Origin of the sequence: Actinomadura violacea (assembly GCF_017573465.1) — a bacterium.
Lineage (GTDB): Bacteria > Actinomycetota > Actinomycetes > Streptosporangiales > Streptosporangiaceae > Spirillospora > Spirillospora violacea.
The window spans coordinates 12,376-33,780 of the sequence record NZ_JAGEPF010000007.1 but is presented as its reverse complement, the minus strand read 5'-3'; the positions used below and the strand labels follow the sequence as shown (position 1 = coordinate 33,780).

Here is a 21,405-nt window from a genome sequence, read left to right as displayed (position 1 = left end):
GTCGTAGTGATGCCTGGAGCGGAGGGAGAACGAGCAGTGGTCGTCGGCGCGCGCACGACCACAGCGGTAGTGGCCCTGAATCAACCGGCCCTCAGGGATCGCAGGACAACGTCTTCGAGATCCCGCCTGCGCGACGAGGGCGTCATCGAGGCATGGGGACTCGGCGTCAACCACACCGAGCCCATCGAGATGACGCTCGCCCTGGACGAGCCCCGGCCCAACGGGTTCCTGCTGGCAGGGCGCTACACGCTGCTCGACCACGCACACGCGTTACAGCGGCTCCTGCCCATGGCCGCCGAACAGGGCGTCGACATGATCGTCGGCGGCCCCTGCAGCTCCGGGGTCCTCGCTGACGGCACCCACTTCGAGTACGCGGACGCCTTCCCCGAGATCATCGAGAAGGTGCGGCGTCTCAGGGAGATCGCCGACCGGCCCGGGGGGAGCATCAAGGCGGCCGCCCTGCAGTGCTGCGCCAGTCCGGCCTCGTCAGCCCCCAGGCGCCACTTCCGGAAGGCGTCTGAGGACGCGTCCGGCGGTTGAAGAACCTGACGGCGACGTCATCTACATCTCGACCATGCGAATGCATCCGGTGACCGTCCAAGAGGCCGCAGCCGAGGTCCAATGGTCGGGACGGTTCGTCCCCGATGGCGCGACCGACGAAGAAGTGGTCGCCCTCCTCACGAGCATCTTCCGCGACGGCCTCGCCGCCCTGAGCCGAAGCCCGGCTCAAGCCGTCGGCGCAAGGCGTAGCCGCAGGCGGCGTGGCATGATCGGGCGGGCGAAGCCGAGGGTGAGGGGTCACAGTGCGGGATCAGCTCCTGGGAGGCCGCTACCGGCTGGTGCGGCAACTCGGCGAGGGCGGCATGGGCGAGGTCTGGGAGGCACAGGACGAGACGCTGGACCGGCGGGTCGCGGTCAAGGTGATCTCGCTGCTCGGCGGGGGCGGAAGCCGCGCGAGTGAGGCGCGTGCCCGGTTCCTGCGGGAGGCCCGGATCACGGCCCGTCTGCAACATCCGCACATCGTGACCGTCCACGATCTTGGCGAGAGCGGTCCCGAGAACGGCAACGCCCCGTTTCTGGTGATGGAACTGGTCCGGGGCGAGGGCCTGGACGCAAAGCTGGCCCGGGGCGACGTCAGCCTGGAGGACGCGGCCCGGTGGGGCGCGCAGGTCTGCGAAGCCTTGACCGAGGCGCATGCGGCGGGCGTGATGCACCGGGACATCAAGCCGTCCAACGTCTTCATCACGCAGACCGGAGCGGTGAAGGTCCTCGACTTCGGCGTCGCGCGGGCGGTCGACCCCTACGCCACCGGCGACCGTCTCACCCAGACCGGGTTCATCGTCGGCACTCCCCCTTACATGGCCCCCGAGCAGGCACGCGGCTACCCGGAACCCGGCAGCGACCTCTACGCACTCGGGTGCCTGCTGTTCGAGCTGATCACCGGCCGACTGCCCTTCCAGGCACCCGACAGCGTCGGCTATCTGACGGCCCATCTCAGCCAGGAACCACCCGCTCCCAGTTCGGTGCGGCCCGATATCCCCGGCTCGTGGGACGTTCTCGTACACAGACTTCTGAGGAAGGACCCGGCTGAGCGATACGAATCGGCCGCCGACGTCTCCCGTGCCCTGGTGCAACTCGACCGGGCGCCCACCAAGGTGCTCACGCGGCAAGACGACGTCCCCCCGTCTTCGACGACCAAGAGCACATCGGTGGGCGGGCCCTGGCTGCCGGGCACGGTATGGCTGCTGATCGTGGTGGCGACCGCCGTACTGGTCTCGATCAACGTGAACGGTGTCTCCGACGCCCGCGACGCAGCGACAGGCACCCTCGCGGTCACCGTCGCCACGGCTTGGCTCATCGGCTATTTCGTTCTCATGTCGCATCCGGGCCGGCGTGCGGCGGTGACGAAAGTGACCCGGTTCGTCCTGCCTCTGCTCCTGTTCGGCATCTACGGCGCGGTGATCGCGGGTACGGCTGAGGAACAGGGCGGCTACGGACAGTACTGGTGGACGCTGGCCGTCTCCACCGTCGCTCTGGTGAGCCTGCTCGCCTTCGCCGCCGCGCTCACGCCGCGGACCGGACTCTGGATCCGTAGAGCGGGCTATGCGCTCGTGGCCTTCAATGTCGTCGCGGTGCTCGACACCGGAGCCACCGCGTTGGACCACTCCGTCACCGTCACCCCCTACATCGCCTTCGTCCGCCCGGAACCGGGCACGGTCCTCCCTGCCGTTCTGGCCATCGCGACGTACTGCATCCGCGAGATCGCGACCCGCCGGGCGGCGGACGCTCATCGTTTGCCCGACACCGAGGTGTCGTTGCCGTAGTGATTCCAACGGCCTGGGCGAATGCGCCGCGAGGAGATCTGGAATGGGATGTTGGACCGCTTACGTCTTGCGGGCCGAAGACGGATCATGCTGGACGATGGGCGAGAAGTGGGGGGACTGGTTCCTCGCCGAGGAAGGCGATCGCATCCGGATCGCCGAGTCGATCTTGCGCGGTGGCGTGGCGGTGAGCGACGACTCCGCACGTGATCTCGTGGACTCGTGGTTCTGCCGTGGTGTCGTGCTCGATTTCGTCGGTCATCGGTATCGCTTTTTCGGCTGCGGCCTTCAAACTCTGCAGCCGGGTGTGAGTTACCTTGAAAGCACTGCGGCGCGGCTGGCTTCGGCTCCTGGATGGTCCGGCTGGGATGTCGGTTATGCATGGAGCGGACGCGAGGCTCTTGTCGAGATGGTGCCGGAGGCCAGGCCGGCGGTCGTAACGCCGGCCGCAACGGAGGCAACTCCACTGGACGCAGCGTTGACCTCTCGGGACGGCTGGTTCGTCGACTGGAATCCCGGCGAGCGAGAGATTTCGGTTCTCTACCACGAGACGATCGCAGACTGGTTCGCTCCGGCAACCGCTGTGGTGAGCGTTATCGGATCCGACGATATCGTCATGGATTATCAGCTCGCCGTTAACGATATCGTGCCATTCTTGGCGCATCACGACGCATCTCTCACGGCGTCGCTGCTTGCTCGCGCGCCGTACCCTATGCCGGCCGAGCAGACCGTTAACGCCGGCGCAATCGTCGATCTTCCCTCACGCCGGCTTCGCTACTGGACGACGGAGAGCGTCCCACCTCAACTCGCAGCGAAGGTAGCCGCCGCATGGCCAGACTGGATCGTCGAGCGACTACCCCACGGATTCATCGGGCATCTGGCAGCCACAAGCCGCAACAACGAAGACCTGATCATGACGGATGCCGAACTGCGTGAAGGCGGATGGGAAGAAGACCTCATCGCCATTCGAAATCGCGAGCGCATCGCATTGACCATCGATCCGAGGGACCTGCGGCCACCCCGCGTTCGCGTGATCGAGGAAGCCTGAACGCGCGCTTCAGGGCGTGGGTGCGGTGAGATAGCGCTGGATCGTGGGGCCGAGCCAGTCCACGATCTCCTCGCAGCCGAGCGCCACGCCCGCCCGGAACCGCAACACGTAGCGCGTCAACGCGAGCCCCAGCACAGTCGAGGCGCACAGCGCCGCCCGCGCCGGCGCCTCCTCCGGCTCGGGGCCCACTCCGCGGGCCAGCGGGATCAACTGGTCGCGCGGCACGGTCTGCATGCGCTCGGCGGCGGCCGGGTCGGTGGCGCCGACCCGTATCAGCGCGGTGAGTTCCCCGCTCTCCTCCCACAGGGTGAGAAACTGGCGCACCAGCGTACGGCCGATCTCCTCGCGCGGTTCGACGGGCAGGCCAGGGTCGATCGAGACGGCCGCCGCGAACAGACCCGCCTTGTTGCCGTAGTAGCGCATCACCATCGACGGGTCGATCTCCGCGTCGCGCGCGATGGCCCGGATGGTCGCCTTCTCGTAGCCGCCCGCCGCGAACCGCTCGCGGGCCGCGGCGAGGATCGAGGCGCGGGTGACGTCGAAACGCCGAACAGGAATTCAACGCCGCCCTCGCCCGCATCCAGCACAGCGGAATCACCCACTCCGGCGATCCCGTATGCCAGGAAATCGGGCAGAGCTATCACAGCAAGCACACCAAAGGCCGCAGGGGCACCTACTTCCACGCCCCAGACATGCACGTCGCCCCAGGCGACGCCCGGTCGTGAGGCCGGCGGCGGGAGCGGCGACCGCCGGAGCCAACGAGCGCCACATCCTCTGGTTCGGGACGGAGTTCATCCTGAGCCCGGAGACGGCGACGCTGGGCTTCGGACTGCCGAGCCCGCCGTCCGGTGGCGGCGGCGGCTTCCTGATCACCAAGGGAGTCCGTGACGTCGTCTTGGCCCTGGTCCTGGGCATCCTGTGCCAAGGGGGCCCCGCCCGGGCCCCCTTGGCGCGCGCCGGTCCCTGCTGGCCAGCGCCCACCGGGAAAGCCAGCAGAACGGCGGCGTATCGGCTCAACACGGTTCTTGGTGCAGCCATGTCATCCGCGTAGCCGGTGGGGGCGTCGTCTCTTACGCATCGTGTCTGCCTCCTGGCGCGGGCGGACGATGCGCAGGTTGAGGGGGTGGGAGGTGACGTTGGGGACCGAGCAGCCTCCAGTGCAGGGGGACGCAACGGCAAGTTGGGTGGCGCCTGGAGAAGCGTGCTGAGTCGGGGATCGTGCGGTCCCAGACGGCATGCTTTATGTGGATGCCGGCCTTTGTCGAGGGACGGCGTTGAGCCCGCACTGATCGACCCGCTGCTTCCGGTCGACCGGAGTGCACCGGACTGGGCGGGAGAGGGCCTGGGTCACCGGCCCTGCTACTCGGAGATCGCGCCGAGGTGCCGTGCGGCTTACCTGCGCTGGCTGCAGGCCGGGCGACGGCACCGGGACGTGTCGGTCGGATATGCGTTCTTGTTCATCTGCGGCAGCCGCACTGACGCCCGAAATGTTCGAACGGCACGTGCCACTTCTACAGGAAACCGCCAATGCGCTCGAACTCACGATTCAAACTCGTGACCACGTACATCAAAGCCTCACAGGCGCGTGGAAAGACCACCGCACAGACCAACCCGCCGACGCAGAGAGATCAGCGCGCCGCATGTGGAGAATCTGATCCGCGCTGCAGCGATGCCGCCTCCTTGAACCTGCCCTGACCATTGAGCATATCCAGATAAGAAGACAGGGCCTCACCGCAACCGGCTTCCACAGCCTTCCTGAAATACTTCTCAGCCTTCTCCAAGTCGCCGCGATCAAGATAGATCAGCGCGAGATTATGCTGAGCGGCTTCATTGTTCTTCCGTGCTGCACGCAGGTAAGCCCTGACCGCAGCGTCACCCCTGTCTTCGCCTTCAAGAAAGAGACCGTAATAAAAACTGGCCTCCGCTTCCCTTGAGCCGTCTTCTTCTACTGCGATGAGAAATTCTCGCTCCGCCTCGTCCGCCGCTCCTCCCTTAAGACGATCAGCGAGAAATCGCGCATAAGCCAGGCGCGCATTGGGCACCCGGCGATCGCGAGCCTGCTTGAAGTACTCGCGAGCCTTGTCGTCGTTCCCAAGCCGCGTTTCGGCTTCAGCAAGCGGCAATAGAACAGTCTCGCACCCCGAAGCCAAGCTCTGGAGAAGCAGATCTACCGCAACACCATAATTGCCTCGGTCGATCTCCAGCCTTCCGAGATTTCCGGGCGCCAAGGGGTCCCCGCCCGCCATGGCCTCCCGAAGAAGCCTCTCTGCCTCATCCAGCCGCGCTTCGTCCCCTCTCAGGAAGTCTCCGTAATCATTTTTGGCATCGGGATCACCTGATCGCACCGCGAGCCTGTACCACATCTCGGCTTGTTCTCGGTCATCTAGAATCTCCGCAAAGATGGTCGCAGCCTGCAGCGCCGCACCGATCTCACCTTCCCGGAAGGCGGTGCTCAGAATCTGCATCGCCTCGACCTCGCGGTACATGTAAACCAGTACATTGGCCAACAAGCCGCGATTGGACAGTTCTCCTGCATCGACGGACTTGCGCAGCACATCTTCCGCCTCGCTAAAGTCATCGAGGTCGATCAGAAGTTGAGCATAGGCGCGCGCCGCGCCAGCAACGCCTCCTCTGGTCGCTTCGCGATAAAGCCGTTTGGCTTCCTCTACGTCAACGCCGACCATGGACGCAGCGCGCGCTAGTGGCTCATCTTCCACGTTGCTACACCCACTTTGAGTTCCAAACCGGCGCCGGTACCGAGGCATAGTCCCCTGCTGTGCGAATCAAGACCGCCAGCATTACCAAGGATGCCAGGAACTCCTCGACCGAGCACGGGAGCGTACTCGGTCGGTACCGTGCGCGCCTTCGTAGGTGAGCACGGACTCCAGGTTGTTCTGGTGGCGGGTGAACACCGGCGAGATGCCCGGTGCGGGCGGTGCGGCAGATCTCGATGGCCTCGCAGACGTCGTTGAGTTTGCCGATGGAGACCGGCTCCGGGTGGAGCAGGCCGAGGCGTCCTCGCGACGCCCGAGGGGTCTCGCTCGCGGAGGACCGGCGACCCTGGTTCCAGATCAACGTGCCGTCCAAGAGCTCACGCCGGCAGGTCAGCACCCACCGTGCTATCGCCACGTTCATCCTCGCCACCCCGGTCAGCGTTGCCTGGATGCTGGAATCGGCCAGCACGGCGTCGAACACCTCAGCGAAGATGCCGTCCCGGCCGCGAACCAGGAACCGTGGCCGGCAGCCGGGTCCTCAAGGTCCATGACCAGGTTCCGGACCGTCTGTGTCACCTACGACGCGGTCGGGTGAGCAATAGCATCCGGAACTCGGATGCGGCGAGTGCGATGCTCGATGACCGCTAGCACGTACATGCGGGCGCCGGTGAAGGTCACGGTCTCCAGGACGTCACACGCCGGCAGCGCCTCGCCCTCGGAGCGCCGGAAGCCGACCCAGCCGGCGGGAGGCACGCTCGGGCGCCGGATCGACGCCGGCGTCCTTGAGGATCTCCAGACGGTGGAGGCCGCGACCTCGATACCGAGCACCAGCAACTCGCAGTGTCCCCGCAGGTAGCCCAACCCAGGTTCTCCCACACCAAGCGGAGGACAAGGGCGGACGGAGCGGACGGTCGGCGGGTTGCCGGGCCGCTTGGGTTTCGAGCGGGCAGCGCGTCGGCCCGCAATCAGGTCACGGTGCAGCGCAGCACCGTGTCCGGCCGCGCCAGAAGCCGCATCCGCCACAACACCCCCGGGCGCAACCGGTGCGGCCATCCGCGCCAGCCTGGACAAGGTCGGCGCCCGCAATCCCCAGCAACCACGACTACAGCCTCCCCAAGGACTTCCACGCCGTCGCCAACGACCTCAGCGACGCCCACCAGACGGAACCGACAACCCCGCCCGTCCTGTGACACCCGACCAGCCCCGCCGCCCTGGTCCTGCCGGTTCCTGTCAGGCGATCTCCGCGTCGTTGCTGCGACGTCGCCCGCAGTAATCCACTTTGTGTGTCACCACGGCCCTCTGCCAGCATGAGGCCCATGCGTCACCCTCTTGACACGCTGGACTGGCCGATTACCACCGAGCGACTGCTGTTGCGCCGAGCCACCCCCGACGATCTGGACGCGACCTGGGCATTCCGGAAGCTGCCGGAGGTCCACGAATGGGTTGGGGCCGCCACGACGACGTTCGACGACTACCGTGAGCGTTTTCTCCGCGAGGAGCGGCTCGCGGACGTGCTCATCGTCGAACTGGACGGCCGGGTGATCGGCGATCTGATGCTGCAGGTCCAGGACGCCTGGGCCCAGGAGGAGGTCGCTGACCAGGCGAAAAGCGTCCAAGGAGAGCTCGGGTGGACGATCGATCCCTCCTACGGCGGCAAGGGCTACGCCACCGAAGCGGTACGCGGCCTCATCGACATCGCCTTCGGGAGACTTGGCCTGCGCCGCCTGCACGCGGACTGCTTCTACGACAACGAACCCTCGTGGCGGCTGATGGAGCGGGTAGGGATGCGCCGCGAACAGCACACGGTGAGTGACTCTCTCCACCGCACCAAGGGATGGCTCGACGGTCTCTCATACGCGCTCCTAGCCGAGGAATGGACCGCTCCCGAGTGATTACGGCGGAGACGGCCGGAACTCCTAGAGCTATGCCGAAGGGCGAAGCAGGACCGCCCGCTGTCCGGTCCCAACGGAACGGACCGGGTGGTCGGCTCAGCGTAGTTTCCAGCGCCGGCCCTTCTCCTTGTCGCGGCAGCGAGTCAGGATCGCCTGGTCGCCGTGCGCGGTCAGGCATCGAAACGGCCGGTACCAGAGCGTCAGCCGCATCGCGCCGCCGCCGACCCGCTCACGGCGGGGCAGAGTCCGAGCTGGGTGAAGAAGTGGTCAACGCGGTGAGGTCGGCGTTGACGGTATTCGACGCGCGGCGCAGCACGGTCTTCATATGCTCTTGTAGTTGCTGACGGCGAAGTCCCGGTCGTGTGCTTCGGTGAGGGTCGCTGTCGGGGCCGCCAGCATCCAGCCAGGCGATTAATGGAGTCGTAGGCGCGACGGGTGTCGCCGTCCAGCGCGGCTCGCTTCAGCGCTGCGGATCGTGGTGAGCACCTCGGGTACCGCTTGGTGCTGCCACCCTAGATCGCCCTCGCGTTATCAGAAGCTCTGGTCGGAGGGTGACGTCGGCGCGTTGATCGGGCCAAAGTCTCGAGGCCACGCTTAGGCCGAGTCCGTTCGGGGTCTGCCGAGATACGACGGGAAACCGGCAACCGGTGATCTTGAGTTGAACTTGCCGCAAATGAGGTGTTTGGGCGGATCGGCGTCGGTTGCCCGACCAAGGACAGCGATGCGCGAACGCAGCCGGAGGCCCCGATCCTGTGTCACCGTTCATAACGGATGTCTTTGTGCACCCGCTCAGATCGGTCAACGGCGCACCCGATAACGCAGGTGAAGCACCCGGTTGCTCTGAATCGCCACGTCAGGGTCTTCCAGAAGGTGCTGCGCGTGGACCGACCCGAAGTAGCGCTTGCCGGCCCCGAACACGACGGGTACGACGTCCATGCGCACCTCGTCGATCAGGCCCGCGGCAAGTACCTGGCCACCGACGTCGCCGGCGGCGACCTCGACCATTCGGTCACCCGCAAGCTCCTGCGCCTTGGCCACGGCTGCCTTGACGCCGCCGACGAAGTGAAACGGCGCCTCGGGGTCCCAGCCCTCGGGCTCCGGCCGGTGCGTCACGACGACCACGTGGTCGATGCCGCTCGGCGGGTTCCCGTCCCAGCCGTCCGTCAGGTCGAAGACGTGGCGGCCTACGATCGTGACTCCGATCTGGTCCCAGTACGGCCGGGTGTAGTCGTAGGACGTCTGCGACACCTTCACCTCGCCGCTCTCGTCCAACGGGACGTCACCGCTGGACAACCAGTCGAACAGCGGTCCGGGCTGGTCATTCTCGTCCGCGATGAAGCCGTCCACCGACACCGAGCTGTACATGACCACCTTGCCCACGGGGCTCTCCTCTGCTTTGGGGATCCCCCCAAATTAGCGATTCGTGGGGTGTCGCTCTTGTAAGAAATCAATCGGTCGGCAGTGGCCAGCTGTCCAGTACGTGGCCGGGATGTTCGTGCAGGAACCGCCGCCGGACTTCGAGGTACCGGGTCGGCGTGAGCCCGGTGAACGCCCGGAACTCGTGGCCGAAGTGGGCCTGGTCGAAGTAGCCTGCGCCACCGGCTAGATCGCTCCAGTCGATCGGTCCGGCAGGGTCGATCGCGAACACGGTGGCGGCGAAGCGGTGGGTGCGGGCCAGCCGCTTCGGCGTGACGCCGATGAGCTCCTTGAACCGCTGTGCCAGATGAGTGCTGCTGACACCGGCTGCCACGCTAAGGTCGCCGATCGCCACCGCCCCGCTGGTCGCCGCGATGACGCTACTCACATGGCGGACCAGACCGAGGCCGGCGGTCTCACACAGCCGACGCATCAGCTCCTCCTGAAGCAGCGTCAGCATCTCGTGCGGGCCGTCCGCCGTGGCCAGCCGGTCTCGCAGCTCAGCAATGGCGGGCCGGCCCCAGACCTGCTCTACCGTCACCGGCCGGTCACACAGCTCGGCCGCGGGCATCGGCAGGAACAGCGCCAGCCCCCACGGCTTGAAGTGCACGCCGACGGACCGGGTCCGGAGTGGGTACCCGAACTCCAACGCGCGGGTGGGCGTGGTGACCACGCAGCCGTCAGCGTATTCGGCCGTCTCGATATCGGTGCCGGCGCGGATGCGGAACGGCGCCCCGAGGTTGACGATGAGCAGCGCCGCCGGCATCGGCGGCAGCGTCAGCCGGGCGTACGGCGGCGCACCCTCCAGGTAGTAAAGATCGTCGATGAGCCCGTCCAGCGGCGGGCGCGGCACTCTGGACACGTACTCCACGCGTCCAGCATCGCCGACGCCCCGCTGGCATCATGCCGAGATGGTCCAGCCGCGCTGCCGCCGGAACGGGCGTGCGTCCGGCGTTACGCAGCGGTGAGGTCCAGGCGTCGGTCAGGGTGTTCTCCCATTCGGGTAGGGCGAGGGTGTCTTGGATCGGCGGTGAGGTCGTGCGTCAAGCCCGGCAGTACCGCTGACACTCGGACCAGTCGGCCGCGCGGGTCGGCCAGGAGTGGATGTTCACGCCGTGCCGGTGGGCGCCGTCCTGGATGGCGTAGGCCTTCCGCTGGACGGTTCGCGTCGCCTCGCGCAGATCTGGTGCCCGCTCGGCCGGCAGCACGAAGACCTCGGTGACGTAGCGATGCGCGGTCGCCAGGCTGCCGCTCCGTGCCCGTGGGCATTGCCGGTCGCCTGAAGACGAGGGCCGACTGGCCCTGTGACCGGCGGTCTGTCGTATCGCGCGTCGGTTGAAGACCGGAGTAGCTACTCCTAGGAGAGGTGTCGAGGGCGGCGCAGGCCCTTGCCGCACAGATCGGTCTGTTTGAGCAGGTGCAACGGCAGGTGGGGAGCCGACCAGATCTGGAAGAGATAGACCTCCTGTGATCGCGACATCCGTCGTATGCGATGTCGCGGCCACGAGCGTGTGCGCGGACCCGGTAGTGGCCGGGCCCTGCCGGAGTGAGCATCGGCAGGTCTGGTGGATCTTCCATTAGGCAGCGCACCATAAGTGGGCCTTCTTCCACCTGCACGCTGGCCTCGGCGACTTCTTCCCAGTCCGCATGGTCCAAGGGCGGCTCGTGGTCGTGGATCTCGATGTGCACCGCGACGTTGCCGTTGGCGATTCCGGTGTGCACGATGACCGCTTCACCGGTAGTGGAAATGAGCGGTCCGGCTTCCTCAGGCACGTCGGCCTGCTGGTCCGGCTCCATGAGAAAGAACTGGTGGTGGTCGATATAGGTCCACTCGGGGCCGTGCCGAGCGATCAAAGCCATCGAGCCGTCCCTTCGCTGGTGGTGTTGTGGCGGTAGCCGAGTGCCGAGGCGACGACCGGCGCGATGCGGCCCGCAACCCGGGCACCCCGGCCACGAGCACGACCTGCGTGATATCCGCGCGGTCACCGGGATGTCCTCCGCCGCCAAGCAGGCGCACTCCTCCACCCAGGCGCCGGAGTACAGCAGCACCGCCACGATCGTGGGGCTCCACCTGGCCCCACGTCCCACCGCGCCGGCCCCCCGGTCGTCCAGAGCGCCCGATTCGCCGAACACCGGCGTGCTCGTCCGAGAGCGCCGCCGGGCGTTGACGGATGTCGCGCATCAGGTCACCGTCGCCGTCTTCGAGGAGTCCGAGTTCGCGGACCGAGCGAATCCTTCGCACCTCAATGTCATCGATCACCTGGCGTAGTGCTCCGCCCTTCGACTGCTCCTCTCACGTCCTTGCGCCTTGAGCCTTGATCAGGCCGCTTTCCGGCCGCACCCTACGGCTTTTCGCGAAGATATTGAGGGAGAAGAAACCGTCGACACCTTCGAGAAGCTTTTGCTCCTGCACTCATAGGCTTTTCGGATAGCCCTCGGGCCTGTAGGTGACGGCCGACTGGCAGGCGTCATAAGCGACGCCGCGCCGAATCTTGTCGAACAGGTGAACAACCTGCGTCACGCCCACACCCAAGGTCCCACCGGCACGCCGCAAGTCGCCTGCGGCGACACCCGCCACGTCACCGTGCTCTCTCGTCCGGAGCGAGGATCACATCGGTTGCGGGTTTTGGGGCCTCGAATTCTCCGCACGATAGAGGACCATGGCTTGCCCTGAGGCTGCCGCCCCCGGAAAGTAGCTAAGAGAAAACGCCCCATAGGTATCTTTGAGACAGAACAGGTTATCCCGTCCCCATGGGCCGTTGCAGGCCTCCGCAAGGGCGCGTGCGTCATAGGCGTCCACGAGCCGGTCGAACGGAAGCGCGGCCAATTGCTCGGCCAGCGCGCATACCTGCTCTAGGGTGAGGAAACGCGGCTTGTCGTAGCGCCATCTCTCCCCGAACGGCGTGCCTCCCAAGATCGGGCACGTGTCGAGTTTCGGCAGTGCACGACCTATCAGGATCTGCAGCGCGTCCCACATGGCGGTGTCGAAGCAGCGGTCCGTGCTTTGTGACATGGAGGTGTAGCGGTCTATTCCCTCAGCATCACGAAGTTCCTCGGCGAACGTCCTTCCCCATTCAGGGTCGGCTAGTACGCGGTCCAACTCCTGTGGGGTGAAGCGCGCACATACTCGGCGTGGATTCTCATCTGGTTATTGTAGGGCCGCTCTGCTTGGGGCGGCCGCCAACCGGCGCACGCCAGCGCGCGTAGAAGAAGACCGACTTCACCTGCGCGATGGAGCCCAGGCCGAGGTAGCCCCAGGCGCGAATCAGTATCTCCCGGGAGATGACCCTCGGGAGGACGGCCGGGGCGGGCGGCTCATGATGCCCGGCTCGGTCTGCCCGCGGTCGAGCACCAGGGCTGGCAGCGTCTCGGTGCCGAGGTCGATCGCGAGGATCGGCAGCGGGATCAGGCCGCCGCTGAGCGCGAACACCAGGAACGGCACGAGCTCGGGGGCAGCGTGGACGAAGATGTACTGGATGAACTTGCGGACGTTGTCGTAGACGCGGCGCCCGGACTCGATCGCCGTCACGATCGTGGCGAAGTCGTCGTCGGTCAGCACCATGGTCGACGCCTCGCGGGCGACGTCGGTGCCGGGCCGTCCCATGGCGACGTCGATGATCGCGGTCGGCCAGCCGCTCGGTGACGTCCGGGCTCGCCCCCTCGACGAGGGCGGTTTGGGTCCCCCTACAGTTCATGGTCGGCGTTCTGGTAGCGCTCCCCGTCGGCCTTGCAGCTCCCTGCGCCGCCGGATTTCGTCTTGCATTTGCGGGTCGCGAGGGTCTCCTCTGCGATTCCGGCTTGTTCGCCGCGCGACGTCAATGGCCTGCTCGATCCGTCCGGCATCGCTGGCGCCGCCACACATGCGCACCCCGGCCCGGCATTGCTCGGTGTCTCCGGGCTGGGCCTGCTCGCCCTCCCGGTGACCGGGAAGCGCTCTGTCACCGCCTGGGAGCGGACGGCTGTGATGGCCGTCACCGCAAGGTCACCTTCTGGGCGGGAGTGCGCATGATCAAGTTGGGCATGATGGCGCCGTTCGCGGACGGCCTGATCACCTCGGGCGGGTTCCTGCGGGACTACGCGGGCACGCTCGAAGAGTCCGGCGTGGAGTCGGTGTGGACGGTGGAGCACGTGGTGGTCGCCGCCGAGTACGAACCGCTGTACCCCTATTCCGAGAGCGGCCGGATCCCCGGGCCGCCGCAGGGCGTTCCGATGCCCGACCCCCTGGACACCATCGCCTACATGGCCGGCGGGTCCGGCGTTCTGCGGTTCGGGACCGCCATGGTGGTCGCGCCGCTGCACAGCCCGGTCGTGCTGGCCAAGCGCGCCGCGACGATCGATCTGCTGTCCGACGGGCGGCTGATGCTCGGCTTGGGCATCGGATGGCAGAAGGAGGAGTACGCCGCGGTCGGCGTGCCCTACCAGCGGCGCGGTGCCCGTCTCGACGAGTGCATCGCCGCGATGCGGGCGCTGTGGTCGCAGGCCCCTGCCTCCTATCAGGGCGAGTTCGTCGCGTTCGATCGCGTGCATTGCCTGCCCCGGCCCGCGTCCGGAAAGGTCCCCATCGTGCTGGGCGGCAACAGCGAACCGGCCGTCCGGCGGGCGGGTCGCGTCGCCGACGGCTGGTTTCCGTACACGATCGCGCCCGCGGAGTTCACCGAACGAGCCGATCTGCTGCGTGCCAGCGCCGACGGCCGCACCGTCGAGATCACCGCCTGGCCTGGCAGTTGCGATCCCGAGCGTGAGTGGGATCCGGCCTTCGTCCGCCGGTACGTCGATGCGGGCGCCACCCGCATCGTGCTCGCGCCCCGCCTTTCAAGGACCCATCCGGAGAGTCTCCTGGGTCCGCGCGGACTGGACGCCCTGCGCGACCAGATCGACCGTTACCGCGACACCGTGCTGGACAAGCTATGACCAGCGTGCTCGACACCGTCGTCCTGCCCGAGCCGGCGGTCGAGAACTGGCTGCACCGCTGGCGCGGCGAGTACCTGCCGGGCGCGCAGGAGCGCGGAATGCGGCTCGAGCGGACATGGCGCTGCTACACCGGCCCAGAGCAGGTCACCCTCTACCTGCTCTGGTCCTTGCCCACCCCCTACGACTTCTACGCGATGCGTACCGCCGCGGCGGCTGATCCGTCGGTGAAAGCCTTCTGGGACGCCACCGACGCCTTGGCCTACGGCCGCGACAGGCGCCTGCTGGAGGAGGTCACATGCCCCGCTGGGTGATCCTTGCCCACGCAGACACCACGGTGCCCGGCGCAGACGGCGGTCCCGACCTGCCGGGCAGCGTCGGCGGCCGCGGCGCGAGCTTCGATCTGGTCTCCGACACCGCCCCCGATGTCCCCGGGGCCGAGGCCGTCGCGTTGTCGCAGATCGCCTCCGCGCATGTCGAGCTACCCGGCCGGCGCATCAAACGAACACTGTTGCTCACCGTGCGGCCCGATGCCCCACCAGACACGATCGCCTCGTTCGAGGCCGACCTCATGGCGATGCCCCGCCACATCCCCGCCATCGGCTCCTGGGCGCTGAGCCGTGCAACCGGCCACTGGACCCACGCGTGGGAGCAAGAATTCGCCAACGCAGACGGCCTCAACGGGCCGTACCTGCTCCACCCGTACCACTGGACCTACGTCGACCGCTGGTTCGACCCCGAACTACCGACGGCGATCGTCTCTCCTCGCCTGGCCCACCTCTACCGCGCCGCCCCCGGCCCCGTGCTCGCCACTCCCTGACGCACTTCACCTCCGGCCGGGCCGACCATACCCGGCACAACACCTCGTGTTCCGCCCGCCCGTCACCCGCCCGCGACGTCCCCGTCCTCTGTCCGGCCAGCAACTGCCGACGACCTGACGACCGCCGGGCCAGAGACGACCAGAGACAGTTGACCCGCACCCCGGCCCCCGCAGCCCAGAGAAGCCCCGAATCGCACGTCCGGCAGGTTAAACGGGGCTACGGCGAGCGATGCAGTGGTCTGCCGGGAGCATTCCTGCGAGGGCTGGGCCGCTGCGTTGGCGTCCGGTGCACCCCAACGGCGGCCGCTATCGAGCCCATTAGGGCAACGAAGCCGATGGCCGCCATCACGAACAGAACAGTGGCTCGACCATGGCTGTCGTTGTTGTGAGCCGGATCGGCGGGATCGTATTTGACCTGAACATGGATCCCGATCCGCGCATCGCAGGCGACACGGGCGGTGTACGTACTGCCTGCAACGGAGAAAGTGGCTCTTCCGTCTGTGCTGCTCTTGCCGCCGCAGTGTCCGGCCTGGGTCACGACCCCCGCCGCTGTGGCCGTCTCGTTCGGGATGCGCTGCCAGGCGACCGCTCCACCAATCGCCCCACCGAGCCCCATCGCCCCGAACGCCAACATTGCGATGATGAGGCCCATCCAGGCCAAAGCCTTCTGGGGCCCGGACATCGGCGCCTTGGCGGCGGTCGCCCGCCGCCACCAGGACTTTCGCGGCCCGCTCATGGCGGGGAGTGTAGCGGCGAGCGGAGGACCGCCGAACCCGGCTGCAGCCCGTGCGGCCTGGAGCTGGCGGCCACCGCGAACGCCCGCACTGCCTTGGTGGGGTCAGCCGTTGAAGCCCGCCGGGCCCCTTGGGCGCCGACTCCCCAGATGCCGTCGGGGACGGCGGCGAGGTCGAGCACTGCGGCGCATGACCTGGGTCGAGCTCGGCCCGCCCCTGATCGCCCAGTACGGCCCCGACCTGCTCGACCTTGCCGTTCAGCCACGGTGTTCGCAGCTTGATGTAGGTGTGGGCAATGCCCTTGTCCAGCACGTGCCAGTGGAACTCCGACTGGACGCCGCCCCGTTGTCGGTCTGGATCACCTCGACCTCAAACGGCAGCCTCGACAGCACGTAGTCCAGGAACTAGACCGAGGTCTTCTGGTTGAAGGTCGGGTAGATGCGCAGCAGCCGCAGCCGCGTGCAGTCGTCGATGACGGTGAACTTGTAGTACTTGTTGCGGCCACCGCAACGACCGGGGTGAGCAGTTGCGGAAGATTGGACAGGAATTGCGGCGGCTGCGGTTGGCTGCTGGGGTTCATCAGGACCCTGGGTAAGGGGTCACGTTTTGATGAGCTGCTCGGTCATCGTCCATAGGCGCTGGGCGGACTGGGGGTCGATCGAGTGCGGGACGACGTTCTGGGAGCGGATCAGGTCGGCGCCTTGGGCGGTGGGATCGGCGGCGTCGTCCAGTGGCGAGATGTCGTTGTCCTTGAGGTAGACGCCGCCAGTGTCGGCGAGCAGCGGACTGGTGGCCCCGAACACGATGGTGGCGGCACCCTGCTGGGGCGTCTTCTTCCCGCTCTCGGGGTCGATGATCGGCCGGCCGGACTCGTCGACCAGGCCCATCGCCAGGTTCATGGCCCGCACCTGGTCCGCGGGCATCGAGCCGCCCAGGTTCGTGCCGACGATGATGCCCGGGTGCGCTGCGTAGCCGCGGATCCCGTCGTGGGACCACCGGCGGTCCAGCTCGACGGCGAAGAGCACGTTGGCGGTCTTGGACTGGGCGTAGGCGAGGTGGCCGTCATAGCCGGTGGCGAAGTGCGGATCGTCCCATCGGATGCCGGAGATACGGGTCGCACCGGACGTCGTGTTGACCACGCGGGCACCACCCGCCGCGCGCAGTGCGGGTAGCAGGCCCGAAGTCAGCTGGAAGTGGCCCAGATGGTTGGTCGCGAACTGTATCTCGTAGCCGCGCGCGTCCAGGGTCAGCTCGGCGGGAGCCATGACGCCGGCGTTGTTCAGCAGGATGTGGAGCGGACGGCCGGAGCCGAGGTAGCGACCTACGAAGGCGTCGATCGAGGACGGGTCCACCAGGTCGAGCCGGCCGATCTCAATGCCTTGGGTCTCCCCCAGCGCCGCCGCCGCACGTCCGGGGTCGCGCGAGGCGACGGTGACCGAGGCGCCCGCCTTGACCAGCGCGCGTGTGGCCTCCAGACCGAGCCCGACGTGGCCGCCGGTGACGACGGCGTTCTTGCCGGAAAGATCGATGCCGGCGAGAACCTCATCGGCGGTCGAGGCCGCGGTGAAGCCGGACCCGAGAGGATGCTGCTTGTGCGTCATGCCACCACCCTCCCGCCGCCGGGCCGTACTCGGAATAATTGACCGTGCGCATTTCATGCGCAAAAGTACGGCCATGGTCGGTGATCAGCTTTCTGAGGTGTTCGATCTCGTCGAGATCCGCGGCCTGGTCTCTGGCGGCTTCGCGGCACGGGGCCCTTGGCTGGCGCGCGCTCCCATCCAGGACCCGCTGAAGCTCATCGCGATGGTGTACGGACGCGCCCGGCTGACCGCCGACGGCGTGGCCGGGCCGATCGAACTGGAGCCGGGCGACGTCGCCATCCTGAACGGCCGGACATGGCTCGAACAGCAGGGCGGCGACGGCGACGGGCCGCGCCAGGAGATCCGGCCGCAAGAGAACTTCGCCCGGCTCTCCGGCGCCGATCCCAACAGCGACGACGTCGTCATCGGCATCGCCGTCGATCTCAACCCGATCGGCCGGGCACTGCTACAAGAGGCGCTTCCGGCTATGGGGCACGTCCAAGCCTCCGCCTCCCCTGCCGCGGCGGCCGACCTGCGCGGCGGTCTCGACCGGCTTTTCAACGAAGTGACCGGGCACCGGATCGGTGCGGGGTTCGCGATCCGGCAGCACGGCCAACTCCTGCTGCTCGATGTGTTGCGCACCTACGTCCACCAGGCCGAACTGCCTCCGGGATGGCTACGGCTCCTGACCGACGAACGGTTGCGTCCGGCCGTGCACCTCATGCACACCGAGCCCGGGAAGCCCTGGCGCCTGCAGGAACTGGCACACGCCGCGGCGATGTCACGGACATCCTTCGCTGAACGCTTCCGGACCGTGGCAGGCCAACCGCCGCTTACCTATCTCAACCAGTGGCGAATGCTGCTGGCGCAGCGTGCTCTGCGAGACGGCGACGTCCGCATCGGATCGCTGGCCGCCGAGCTCGGTTACGCCTCCGAGAGCGCCTTCAGCACCGCGTTCAAACGGGAGGTGGGAGCCTCACCCCTGCACTACCGCCATCAGGCACGCGCTCAACCCCCGACACAAGCCAAGCCGATACAGGTACAGCATCAGCCAACCGCCCCTTGCCCACCACAGCGCCTGCACGAACCACCATCCCGCCTTGAGCCGGTTCTACCGCCAGCCCCATCGTCCGCAAAAATGTGAATGCCACTGCTGCCGGCGAGGTGAGCTGAGCGCGGCAGCGAGCTTCAAAGCCCGAGAAGAGCCGGGCAAGATACCTGATTTTGCCGCTACGCCGAACGACTCTGCGAAGTCATCGCCAACGGCAACGTCACTTGGACCGGGCGCAGTCAGAGCGCTTCGAAGACCAACGACTTGCTCAGTGTGGAGCGCACAGGCGAGCCCGTGATGCGCTCTACGAGCATGGGCCGGTGGGCCTCAAGCTCCGGAGCGAGAAGGAGTTCGTAGCAGAACCGGGTCTCCGACTCCTCGCGTTCCAGGTGCACTCGTACACCTACTTCCGCCTCGGTTATGCCGAGGTCGGCCAGCGCCATCCGCGCCGAGATGGTCATGCACGTGGCAAGGGAGGCCTCCAGCAATTCGTGCGGTCGCATGCCCGTCGAACCGCCGATGCCGGCCTTGAGCGTGTCGGCGATGCTCTCGTTGCCACCCGCCTGAAACCCGACTTGCCACGGAAGCGGAAGCGCCGCAGCCTCGACCATGACCCCACCTCCTCCACCGGAGACCGACTCGCAGGATCGTAACGCTGATCCACATAACGAGAAAGAACGTCTCAAAATGCGAAACGTGCCTTCACTCGGCAGGATGCCCTGCGGGCGGAGGCCCACGAGGCGGACCGACCGCCTGTCCGAGTTGCCCCCGTCCGCCGCTGCCGTTGGCAGCCAATCCGGAGACAGTGGAGGCAGGTCCGGGTGCTGGCGTTACCGTCGACTCACGACCGACGAGAAGAGACGGCTGGCCGAGCGCGCTAGCGGGCACGGTGTCACGCTGCCAATGCTCATGGCCGCTGGTGGCGCCGTCGTCGGGCCGCCATCTGGTCGCCCGGGTCGGCTGGGGCGTGACCGGTGGGTGGTGACGCGGGTGTGTCCGTCGGGCAGCCCGCGCCAGTGCTCGGGCTCGACGAAGCGGTTTCCGCGTCCGGGGGCCCGGGTGCACCGCCAGCAACGGCCCGCCGCAGAGCCTGGGTCATTGACAAGTCAAGGGCGCGGCAGCCCGGGAGGGCTTTTTCCCCGTCCAATCCGCACCGTGCGATTTCCCGCACGCGGTTGCGCCGATGGTTCTGCACATCTGACCGCTGACCACGATCTGGGGCCAGGCGAGCTACCGGGTGCCGGCCGCGAGCCAAGTGGTGAGCGTCGGCACGGCGTCTGAGGCCGGCGTGGCGGCGTCTCACTTCATGGGGTGCCGGGGACTCCGGCGCACAGTGCGTGGTCGATCAGGACGCTGGCCGCTTCCTCCTGCTCCTTGATGTGCTCGAAGGTGTCGCCGCGCGCCTCGGACATGGAGACCACGGCGCTGCGCCTGCCGTCCTCTGTGACGCCGTTGAGGGTGATGTACCCTCCGTCCCCACCCTCGTGACTCCAGTAGGTGCCTCCGCAGGTCAGGGGGCGTTCAACCAGGCCGAGGCCGTAGCGGCCGCCGGGCCACAGCTGCTGGACCTCCGCGCTCACGGGGACGGTCCGCTTCATCTCGGCCAGCTGCCGCGCCGGCAGCACCCGGCCCGCGAGCAGCGCGCGGAAGAAGCGATTCTGGTCCCGCGTGGTCGTGACCCACGAAAGGTTCTGGTAGTCCACCGGTATCTGTTCGGTGACGTCCACCGGGGTACCCGGACCGAACAGCTGATAGGCCCGGGCATGCGGCCAGGGCAGGGTAGGTGAGGTGCCACCCCACCGGGTTTGGTGGAGGCCGAGCGGGCGCAGGATCCGATCTTCGATCTCCCGGTGGGCGGGCCGGCCGGTGACCTTCTGGATGATCATATCGAGCAGGATGTAGCCGGTGTTCGAGTACGCCCAGCCCTTGCCGGGCGGGAAGTCCGGCTTGTGGGCCATGGCGCGTTCGATCAGCTGCTCGGGGCTGTAGATGTCGTGGCGCTGCTGGTAGTACTCCTCCGGCGTGGTGTACCCGGGCAGGTCGTCGCGGATCCCGCTGGTGTGCTGGAGCAGATGGCGAAGAGTGGTCCGGCTGCCGTCGTTGCCGTTGCCGTGCACGACTCCGGGCAGCCAGTGGCCGACGGTGTCGTCCAGCGACAGCCTGCCCTCGGCCTCCAGTTGGAGAACCACCGTGGCCACCAGCGTCTTGTACGTGCTGGCCATGCGGAAGTAGCCGTTGGACGAGACCAGGCGGCCGGTGTCCAGGTCGGCGGTACCGCTGGTGGCGACCCACTGCCGACCGTCAGGACCGACCATGCGGGCCTGCACCCCGCTGACCCCGAGAGCGCGGATCGCCTCGGCGTCCTGCCGCAACCGCTCCGCAGCGGAGGGACCGCCAAGCCGGGCAGCGGCCGGGACCACATCACAGGCGAGCAGCGCAGCGACACCGAACGCCACAGCCAGGCGCCCGCGCAGAGTCAAAGTCATGTCTGAAACGCTATTTCCGACCTCTAAGGGCCCGCGATCAGGCACGCTCCAAGATCGCTCCGGGGGTTATCCCCACCAGCGCGGGCAGGCCCCCCTCCCCCGCTCAGCGGCGGCTGTTGCCGATTTACGGGGCTTGCGGTCAAGGGGCGGCAGCGGGGCTTCCTCGAACGCCGCGGATGGGATGTCCTGGTCGATCGTCCAGAGGGATTCGGCGAGGCCGACCGCGACGAGCGGGACCCAGCACACGTCCTTCGCCTAATCCCAGACCGCCCCTGCTCCGTCATCGTACTAACGGCCCTGATCCCCCGGACAGATCCACGCTCTTCGCGGTTCCGCAGTCGCGGAGAGCAACGCCCGCGCAAGGAAGGCAGCATGTTCACAGCCGATGAGAATTCCGCGCAGGCATTGCCTCCTTAGATGTTCGAAGTGACAGAC

22 protein-coding genes and 1 pseudogene are annotated in these 21,405 nt (G+C 67.3%); 13 read left to right on the top strand and 10 right to left on the bottom strand.

What is annotated here, in order from left to right; translation table 11 throughout:
* The first annotated feature begins 36 nt into the window (after window positions 1–36).
* The 3 genes from J4709_RS11650 to J4709_RS11640 all read left to right on the top strand — a co-directional run bounded on the left by J4709_RS11650 (window position 37) and on the right by J4709_RS11640 (window position 3,369).
* Entirely contained in the window at window positions 37–540 is a 504-nt protein-coding gene (locus J4709_RS11650) for an aldo-keto reductase family protein (RefSeq protein ID WP_208240047.1), read from the top strand.
* A gap of 263 nt (window positions 541–803) precedes the next feature.
* Window positions 804–2,324, top strand: a complete 1,521-nt coding sequence (locus tag J4709_RS11645) for a serine/threonine-protein kinase (RefSeq protein ID WP_208240046.1) — start codon at window positions 804–806, stop codon at window positions 2,322–2,324.
* Window positions 2,325–2,421: 97 nt separating this feature from the next.
* The gene (locus J4709_RS11640; protein ID WP_208240045.1) at window positions 2,422–3,369 is read left to right on the top strand and encodes a hypothetical protein; all 948 of its coding nucleotides are present in this window, start codon (window positions 2,422–2,424) and stop codon (window positions 3,367–3,369) included.
* A gap of 9 nt (window positions 3,370–3,378) precedes the next feature.
* Here J4709_RS11640 and J4709_RS11635 read toward each other — a convergent pair whose 3' ends face one another.
* Window positions 3,379–3,891 (bottom strand): TetR/AcrR family transcriptional regulator, encoded by a 513-nt coding sequence (locus J4709_RS11635; protein WP_307801200.1) that lies wholly within the window; start codon window positions 3,889–3,891, stop codon window positions 3,379–3,381.
* A gap of 94 nt (window positions 3,892–3,985) precedes the next feature.
* Between J4709_RS11635 and J4709_RS56140 the strand changes: the two genes are divergently transcribed.
* Both J4709_RS56140 and J4709_RS56135 read left to right on the top strand, forming a co-directional pair.
* Window positions 3,986–4,420: a DUF4267 domain-containing protein gene (locus tag J4709_RS56140; protein ID WP_372442066.1), complete on the top strand. Its 435-nt coding sequence runs from the start codon at window positions 3,986–3,988 to the stop codon at window positions 4,418–4,420.
* 3 nt (window positions 4,421–4,423) lie between these two features.
* Window positions 4,424–4,927 (top strand): TerB N-terminal domain-containing protein, encoded by a 504-nt coding sequence (locus J4709_RS56135; RefSeq protein WP_372442065.1) that lies wholly within the window; start codon window positions 4,424–4,426, stop codon window positions 4,925–4,927.
* 70 nt (window positions 4,928–4,997) lie between these two features.
* Here the strand turns inward: J4709_RS56135 and J4709_RS11625 are convergent, their stop codons facing one another.
* Window positions 4,998–6,053, bottom strand: a complete 1,056-nt coding sequence (locus J4709_RS11625; RefSeq protein ID WP_208240043.1) for a tetratricopeptide repeat protein — start codon at window positions 6,051–6,053, stop codon at window positions 4,998–5,000.
* Window positions 6,054–7,399: 1,346 nt separating this feature from the next.
* Between J4709_RS11625 and J4709_RS11620 the strand changes: the two genes are divergently transcribed.
* Window positions 7,400–7,975, top strand: a complete 576-nt coding sequence (locus J4709_RS11620; protein ID WP_208240042.1) for a GNAT family N-acetyltransferase — start codon at window positions 7,400–7,402, stop codon at window positions 7,973–7,975.
* A 798-nt stretch (window positions 7,976–8,773) separates the two neighbouring features.
* Here J4709_RS11620 and J4709_RS11615 read toward each other — a convergent pair.
* A complete protein-coding gene (locus J4709_RS11615; protein WP_208240041.1) occupies window positions 8,774–9,355 on the bottom strand; it encodes a dihydrofolate reductase family protein in 582 nt (193 codons plus the stop codon).
* 67 nt (window positions 9,356–9,422) lie between these two features.
* A complete protein-coding gene (locus J4709_RS55510) occupies window positions 9,423–10,262 on the bottom strand; it encodes a helix-turn-helix domain-containing protein (RefSeq protein ID WP_208240040.1) in 840 nt (279 codons plus the stop codon).
* A gap of 794 nt (window positions 10,263–11,056) precedes the next feature.
* Here J4709_RS55510 and J4709_RS11605 point away from each other — a divergent pair.
* Entirely contained in the window at window positions 11,057–11,287 is a 231-nt protein-coding gene (locus J4709_RS11605; RefSeq protein ID WP_208240038.1) for a hypothetical protein, read from the top strand.
* A 94-nt stretch (window positions 11,288–11,381) separates the two neighbouring features.
* A complete protein-coding gene (locus J4709_RS11600; protein ID WP_208240036.1) occupies window positions 11,382–11,660 on the top strand; it encodes a hypothetical protein in 279 nt (92 codons plus the stop codon).
* 339 nt (window positions 11,661–11,999) lie between these two features.
* Here the strand turns inward: J4709_RS11600 and J4709_RS11595 are convergent.
* A pseudogene (locus tag J4709_RS11595) lies at window positions 12,000–12,497 on the bottom strand (DUF1877 family protein); the annotation flags it as partial.
* A 159-nt stretch (window positions 12,498–12,656) separates the two neighbouring features.
* Window positions 12,657–12,995, bottom strand: coding sequence for a cation transporting ATPase C-terminal domain-containing protein (locus tag J4709_RS11590; protein ID WP_208240031.1), 339 nt, complete (start codon window positions 12,993–12,995; stop codon window positions 12,657–12,659).
* Window positions 12,996–13,396: 401 nt separating this feature from the next.
* Between J4709_RS11590 and J4709_RS11585 the strand changes: the two genes are divergently transcribed.
* Genes J4709_RS11585 through J4709_RS11575 form a run of 3 tightly spaced genes read left to right on the top strand, consistent with a single transcriptional unit; the run spans window position 13,397 to window position 15,119 of the window.
* Window positions 13,397–14,302, top strand: a complete 906-nt coding sequence (locus J4709_RS11585) for an LLM class F420-dependent oxidoreductase (RefSeq protein WP_208240030.1) — start codon at window positions 13,397–13,399, stop codon at window positions 14,300–14,302.
* A complete protein-coding gene (locus J4709_RS11580) occupies window positions 14,299–14,613 on the top strand; it encodes a hypothetical protein (protein ID WP_208240029.1) in 315 nt (104 codons plus the stop codon). The genes J4709_RS11585 and J4709_RS11580 overlap by 4 nt, the downstream gene beginning before the upstream one ends.
* Window positions 14,598–15,119: a Dabb family protein gene (locus J4709_RS11575; RefSeq protein ID WP_208240028.1), complete on the top strand. Its 522-nt coding sequence runs from the start codon at window positions 14,598–14,600 to the stop codon at window positions 15,117–15,119. Before J4709_RS11580 ends, J4709_RS11575 begins: the two co-directional genes overlap by 16 nt.
* 217 nt (window positions 15,120–15,336) lie before the next feature.
* Here J4709_RS11575 and J4709_RS11570 read toward each other — a convergent pair whose 3' ends face one another.
* A complete protein-coding gene (locus J4709_RS11570; protein ID WP_208240027.1) occupies window positions 15,337–15,855 on the bottom strand; it encodes a hypothetical protein in 519 nt (172 codons plus the stop codon).
* Window positions 15,856–16,042: 187 nt separating this feature from the next.
* Between J4709_RS11570 and J4709_RS11565 the strand changes: the two genes are divergently transcribed.
* Window positions 16,043–16,249, top strand: a complete 207-nt coding sequence (locus tag J4709_RS11565) for a hypothetical protein (RefSeq protein WP_208240026.1) — start codon at window positions 16,043–16,045, stop codon at window positions 16,247–16,249.
* 203 nt (window positions 16,250–16,452) lie between these two features.
* On the opposite strand, the gene J4709_RS11560 is transcribed toward J4709_RS11565, so the two are convergent.
* On the bottom strand, window positions 16,453–17,454 hold the full coding sequence (locus J4709_RS11560; RefSeq protein WP_208240025.1) for an SDR family NAD(P)-dependent oxidoreductase: 1,002 nt from the start codon (window positions 17,452–17,454) through the stop codon (window positions 16,453–16,455).
* 73 nt (window positions 17,455–17,527) lie between these two features.
* On the opposite strand from J4709_RS11560, the gene J4709_RS11555 reads away from it, so the two are divergent.
* Window positions 17,528–18,577 carry an AraC family transcriptional regulator gene (locus tag J4709_RS11555; protein ID WP_232383362.1) on the top strand — a complete coding sequence of 350 codons (1,050 nt, stop codon included), beginning with the start codon at window positions 17,528–17,530 and terminating at the stop codon, window positions 18,575–18,577.
* A 146-nt stretch (window positions 18,578–18,723) separates the two neighbouring features.
* Here J4709_RS11555 and J4709_RS11550 read toward each other — a convergent pair whose 3' ends face one another.
* Together J4709_RS11550 and J4709_RS11545 are read right to left on the bottom strand one after the other, a co-directional pair.
* Window positions 18,724–19,095: an OsmC family protein gene (locus tag J4709_RS11550; protein ID WP_208240022.1), complete on the bottom strand. Its 372-nt coding sequence runs from the start codon at window positions 19,093–19,095 to the stop codon at window positions 18,724–18,726.
* A 693-nt stretch (window positions 19,096–19,788) separates the two neighbouring features.
* Window positions 19,789–20,970: a serine hydrolase domain-containing protein gene (locus J4709_RS11545; protein WP_208240021.1), complete on the bottom strand. Its 1,182-nt coding sequence runs from the start codon at window positions 20,968–20,970 to the stop codon at window positions 19,789–19,791.
* Window positions 20,971–21,405 lie beyond the last annotated feature (435 nt).

What these genes read in the sequence shown, in the direction of transcription:
- J4709_RS11590 (WP_208240031.1), bottom strand. Translation starts at nt 12,995, where the DNA reads ATGGGACGGCCCGGCACCGACGTCGCCCGCGAGGCGTCGACCATGGTG.
- J4709_RS11555 (WP_232383362.1), top strand. Translation starts at nt 17,528, where the DNA reads ATGGTCGGTGATCAGCTTTCTGAGGTGTTCGATCTCGTCGAGATCCGC.
- J4709_RS11560 (WP_208240025.1), bottom strand. Translation starts at nt 17,454, where the DNA reads ATGACGCACAAGCAGCATCCTCTCGGGTCCGGCTTCACCGCGGCCTCG.
- J4709_RS56140 (WP_372442066.1), top strand. Translation starts at nt 3,986, where the DNA reads ATGCCAGGAAATCGGGCAGAGCTATCACAGCAAGCACACCAAAGGCCG.
- J4709_RS11640 (WP_208240045.1), top strand. Translation starts at nt 2,422, where the DNA reads ATGGGCGAGAAGTGGGGGGACTGGTTCCTCGCCGAGGAAGGCGATCGC.
- J4709_RS11575 (WP_208240028.1), top strand. Translation starts at nt 14,598, where the DNA reads ATGCCCCGCTGGGTGATCCTTGCCCACGCAGACACCACGGTGCCCGGC.
- J4709_RS11570 (WP_208240027.1), bottom strand. Translation starts at nt 15,855, where the DNA reads ATGAGCGGGCCGCGAAAGTCCTGGTGGCGGCGGGCGACCGCCGCCAAG.
- J4709_RS11625 (WP_208240043.1), bottom strand. Translation starts at nt 6,053, where the DNA reads ATGGTCGGCGTTGACGTAGAGGAAGCCAAACGGCTTTATCGCGAAGCG.
- J4709_RS11580 (WP_208240029.1), top strand. Translation starts at nt 14,299, where the DNA reads ATGACCAGCGTGCTCGACACCGTCGTCCTGCCCGAGCCGGCGGTCGAG.
- J4709_RS11585 (WP_208240030.1), top strand. Translation starts at nt 13,397, where the DNA reads ATGATCAAGTTGGGCATGATGGCGCCGTTCGCGGACGGCCTGATCACC.
- J4709_RS11550 (WP_208240022.1), bottom strand. Translation starts at nt 19,095, where the DNA reads ATGGTCGAGGCTGCGGCGCTTCCGCTTCCGTGGCAAGTCGGGTTTCAG.
- J4709_RS11565 (WP_208240026.1), top strand. Translation starts at nt 16,043, where the DNA reads ATGACCTGGGTCGAGCTCGGCCCGCCCCTGATCGCCCAGTACGGCCCC.
- J4709_RS11620 (WP_208240042.1), top strand. Translation starts at nt 7,400, where the DNA reads ATGCGTCACCCTCTTGACACGCTGGACTGGCCGATTACCACCGAGCGA.
- J4709_RS11600 (WP_208240036.1), top strand. Translation starts at nt 11,382, where the DNA reads ATGTCCTCCGCCGCCAAGCAGGCGCACTCCTCCACCCAGGCGCCGGAG.
- J4709_RS11545 (WP_208240021.1), bottom strand. Translation starts at nt 20,970, where the DNA reads ATGACTTTGACTCTGCGCGGGCGCCTGGCTGTGGCGTTCGGTGTCGCT.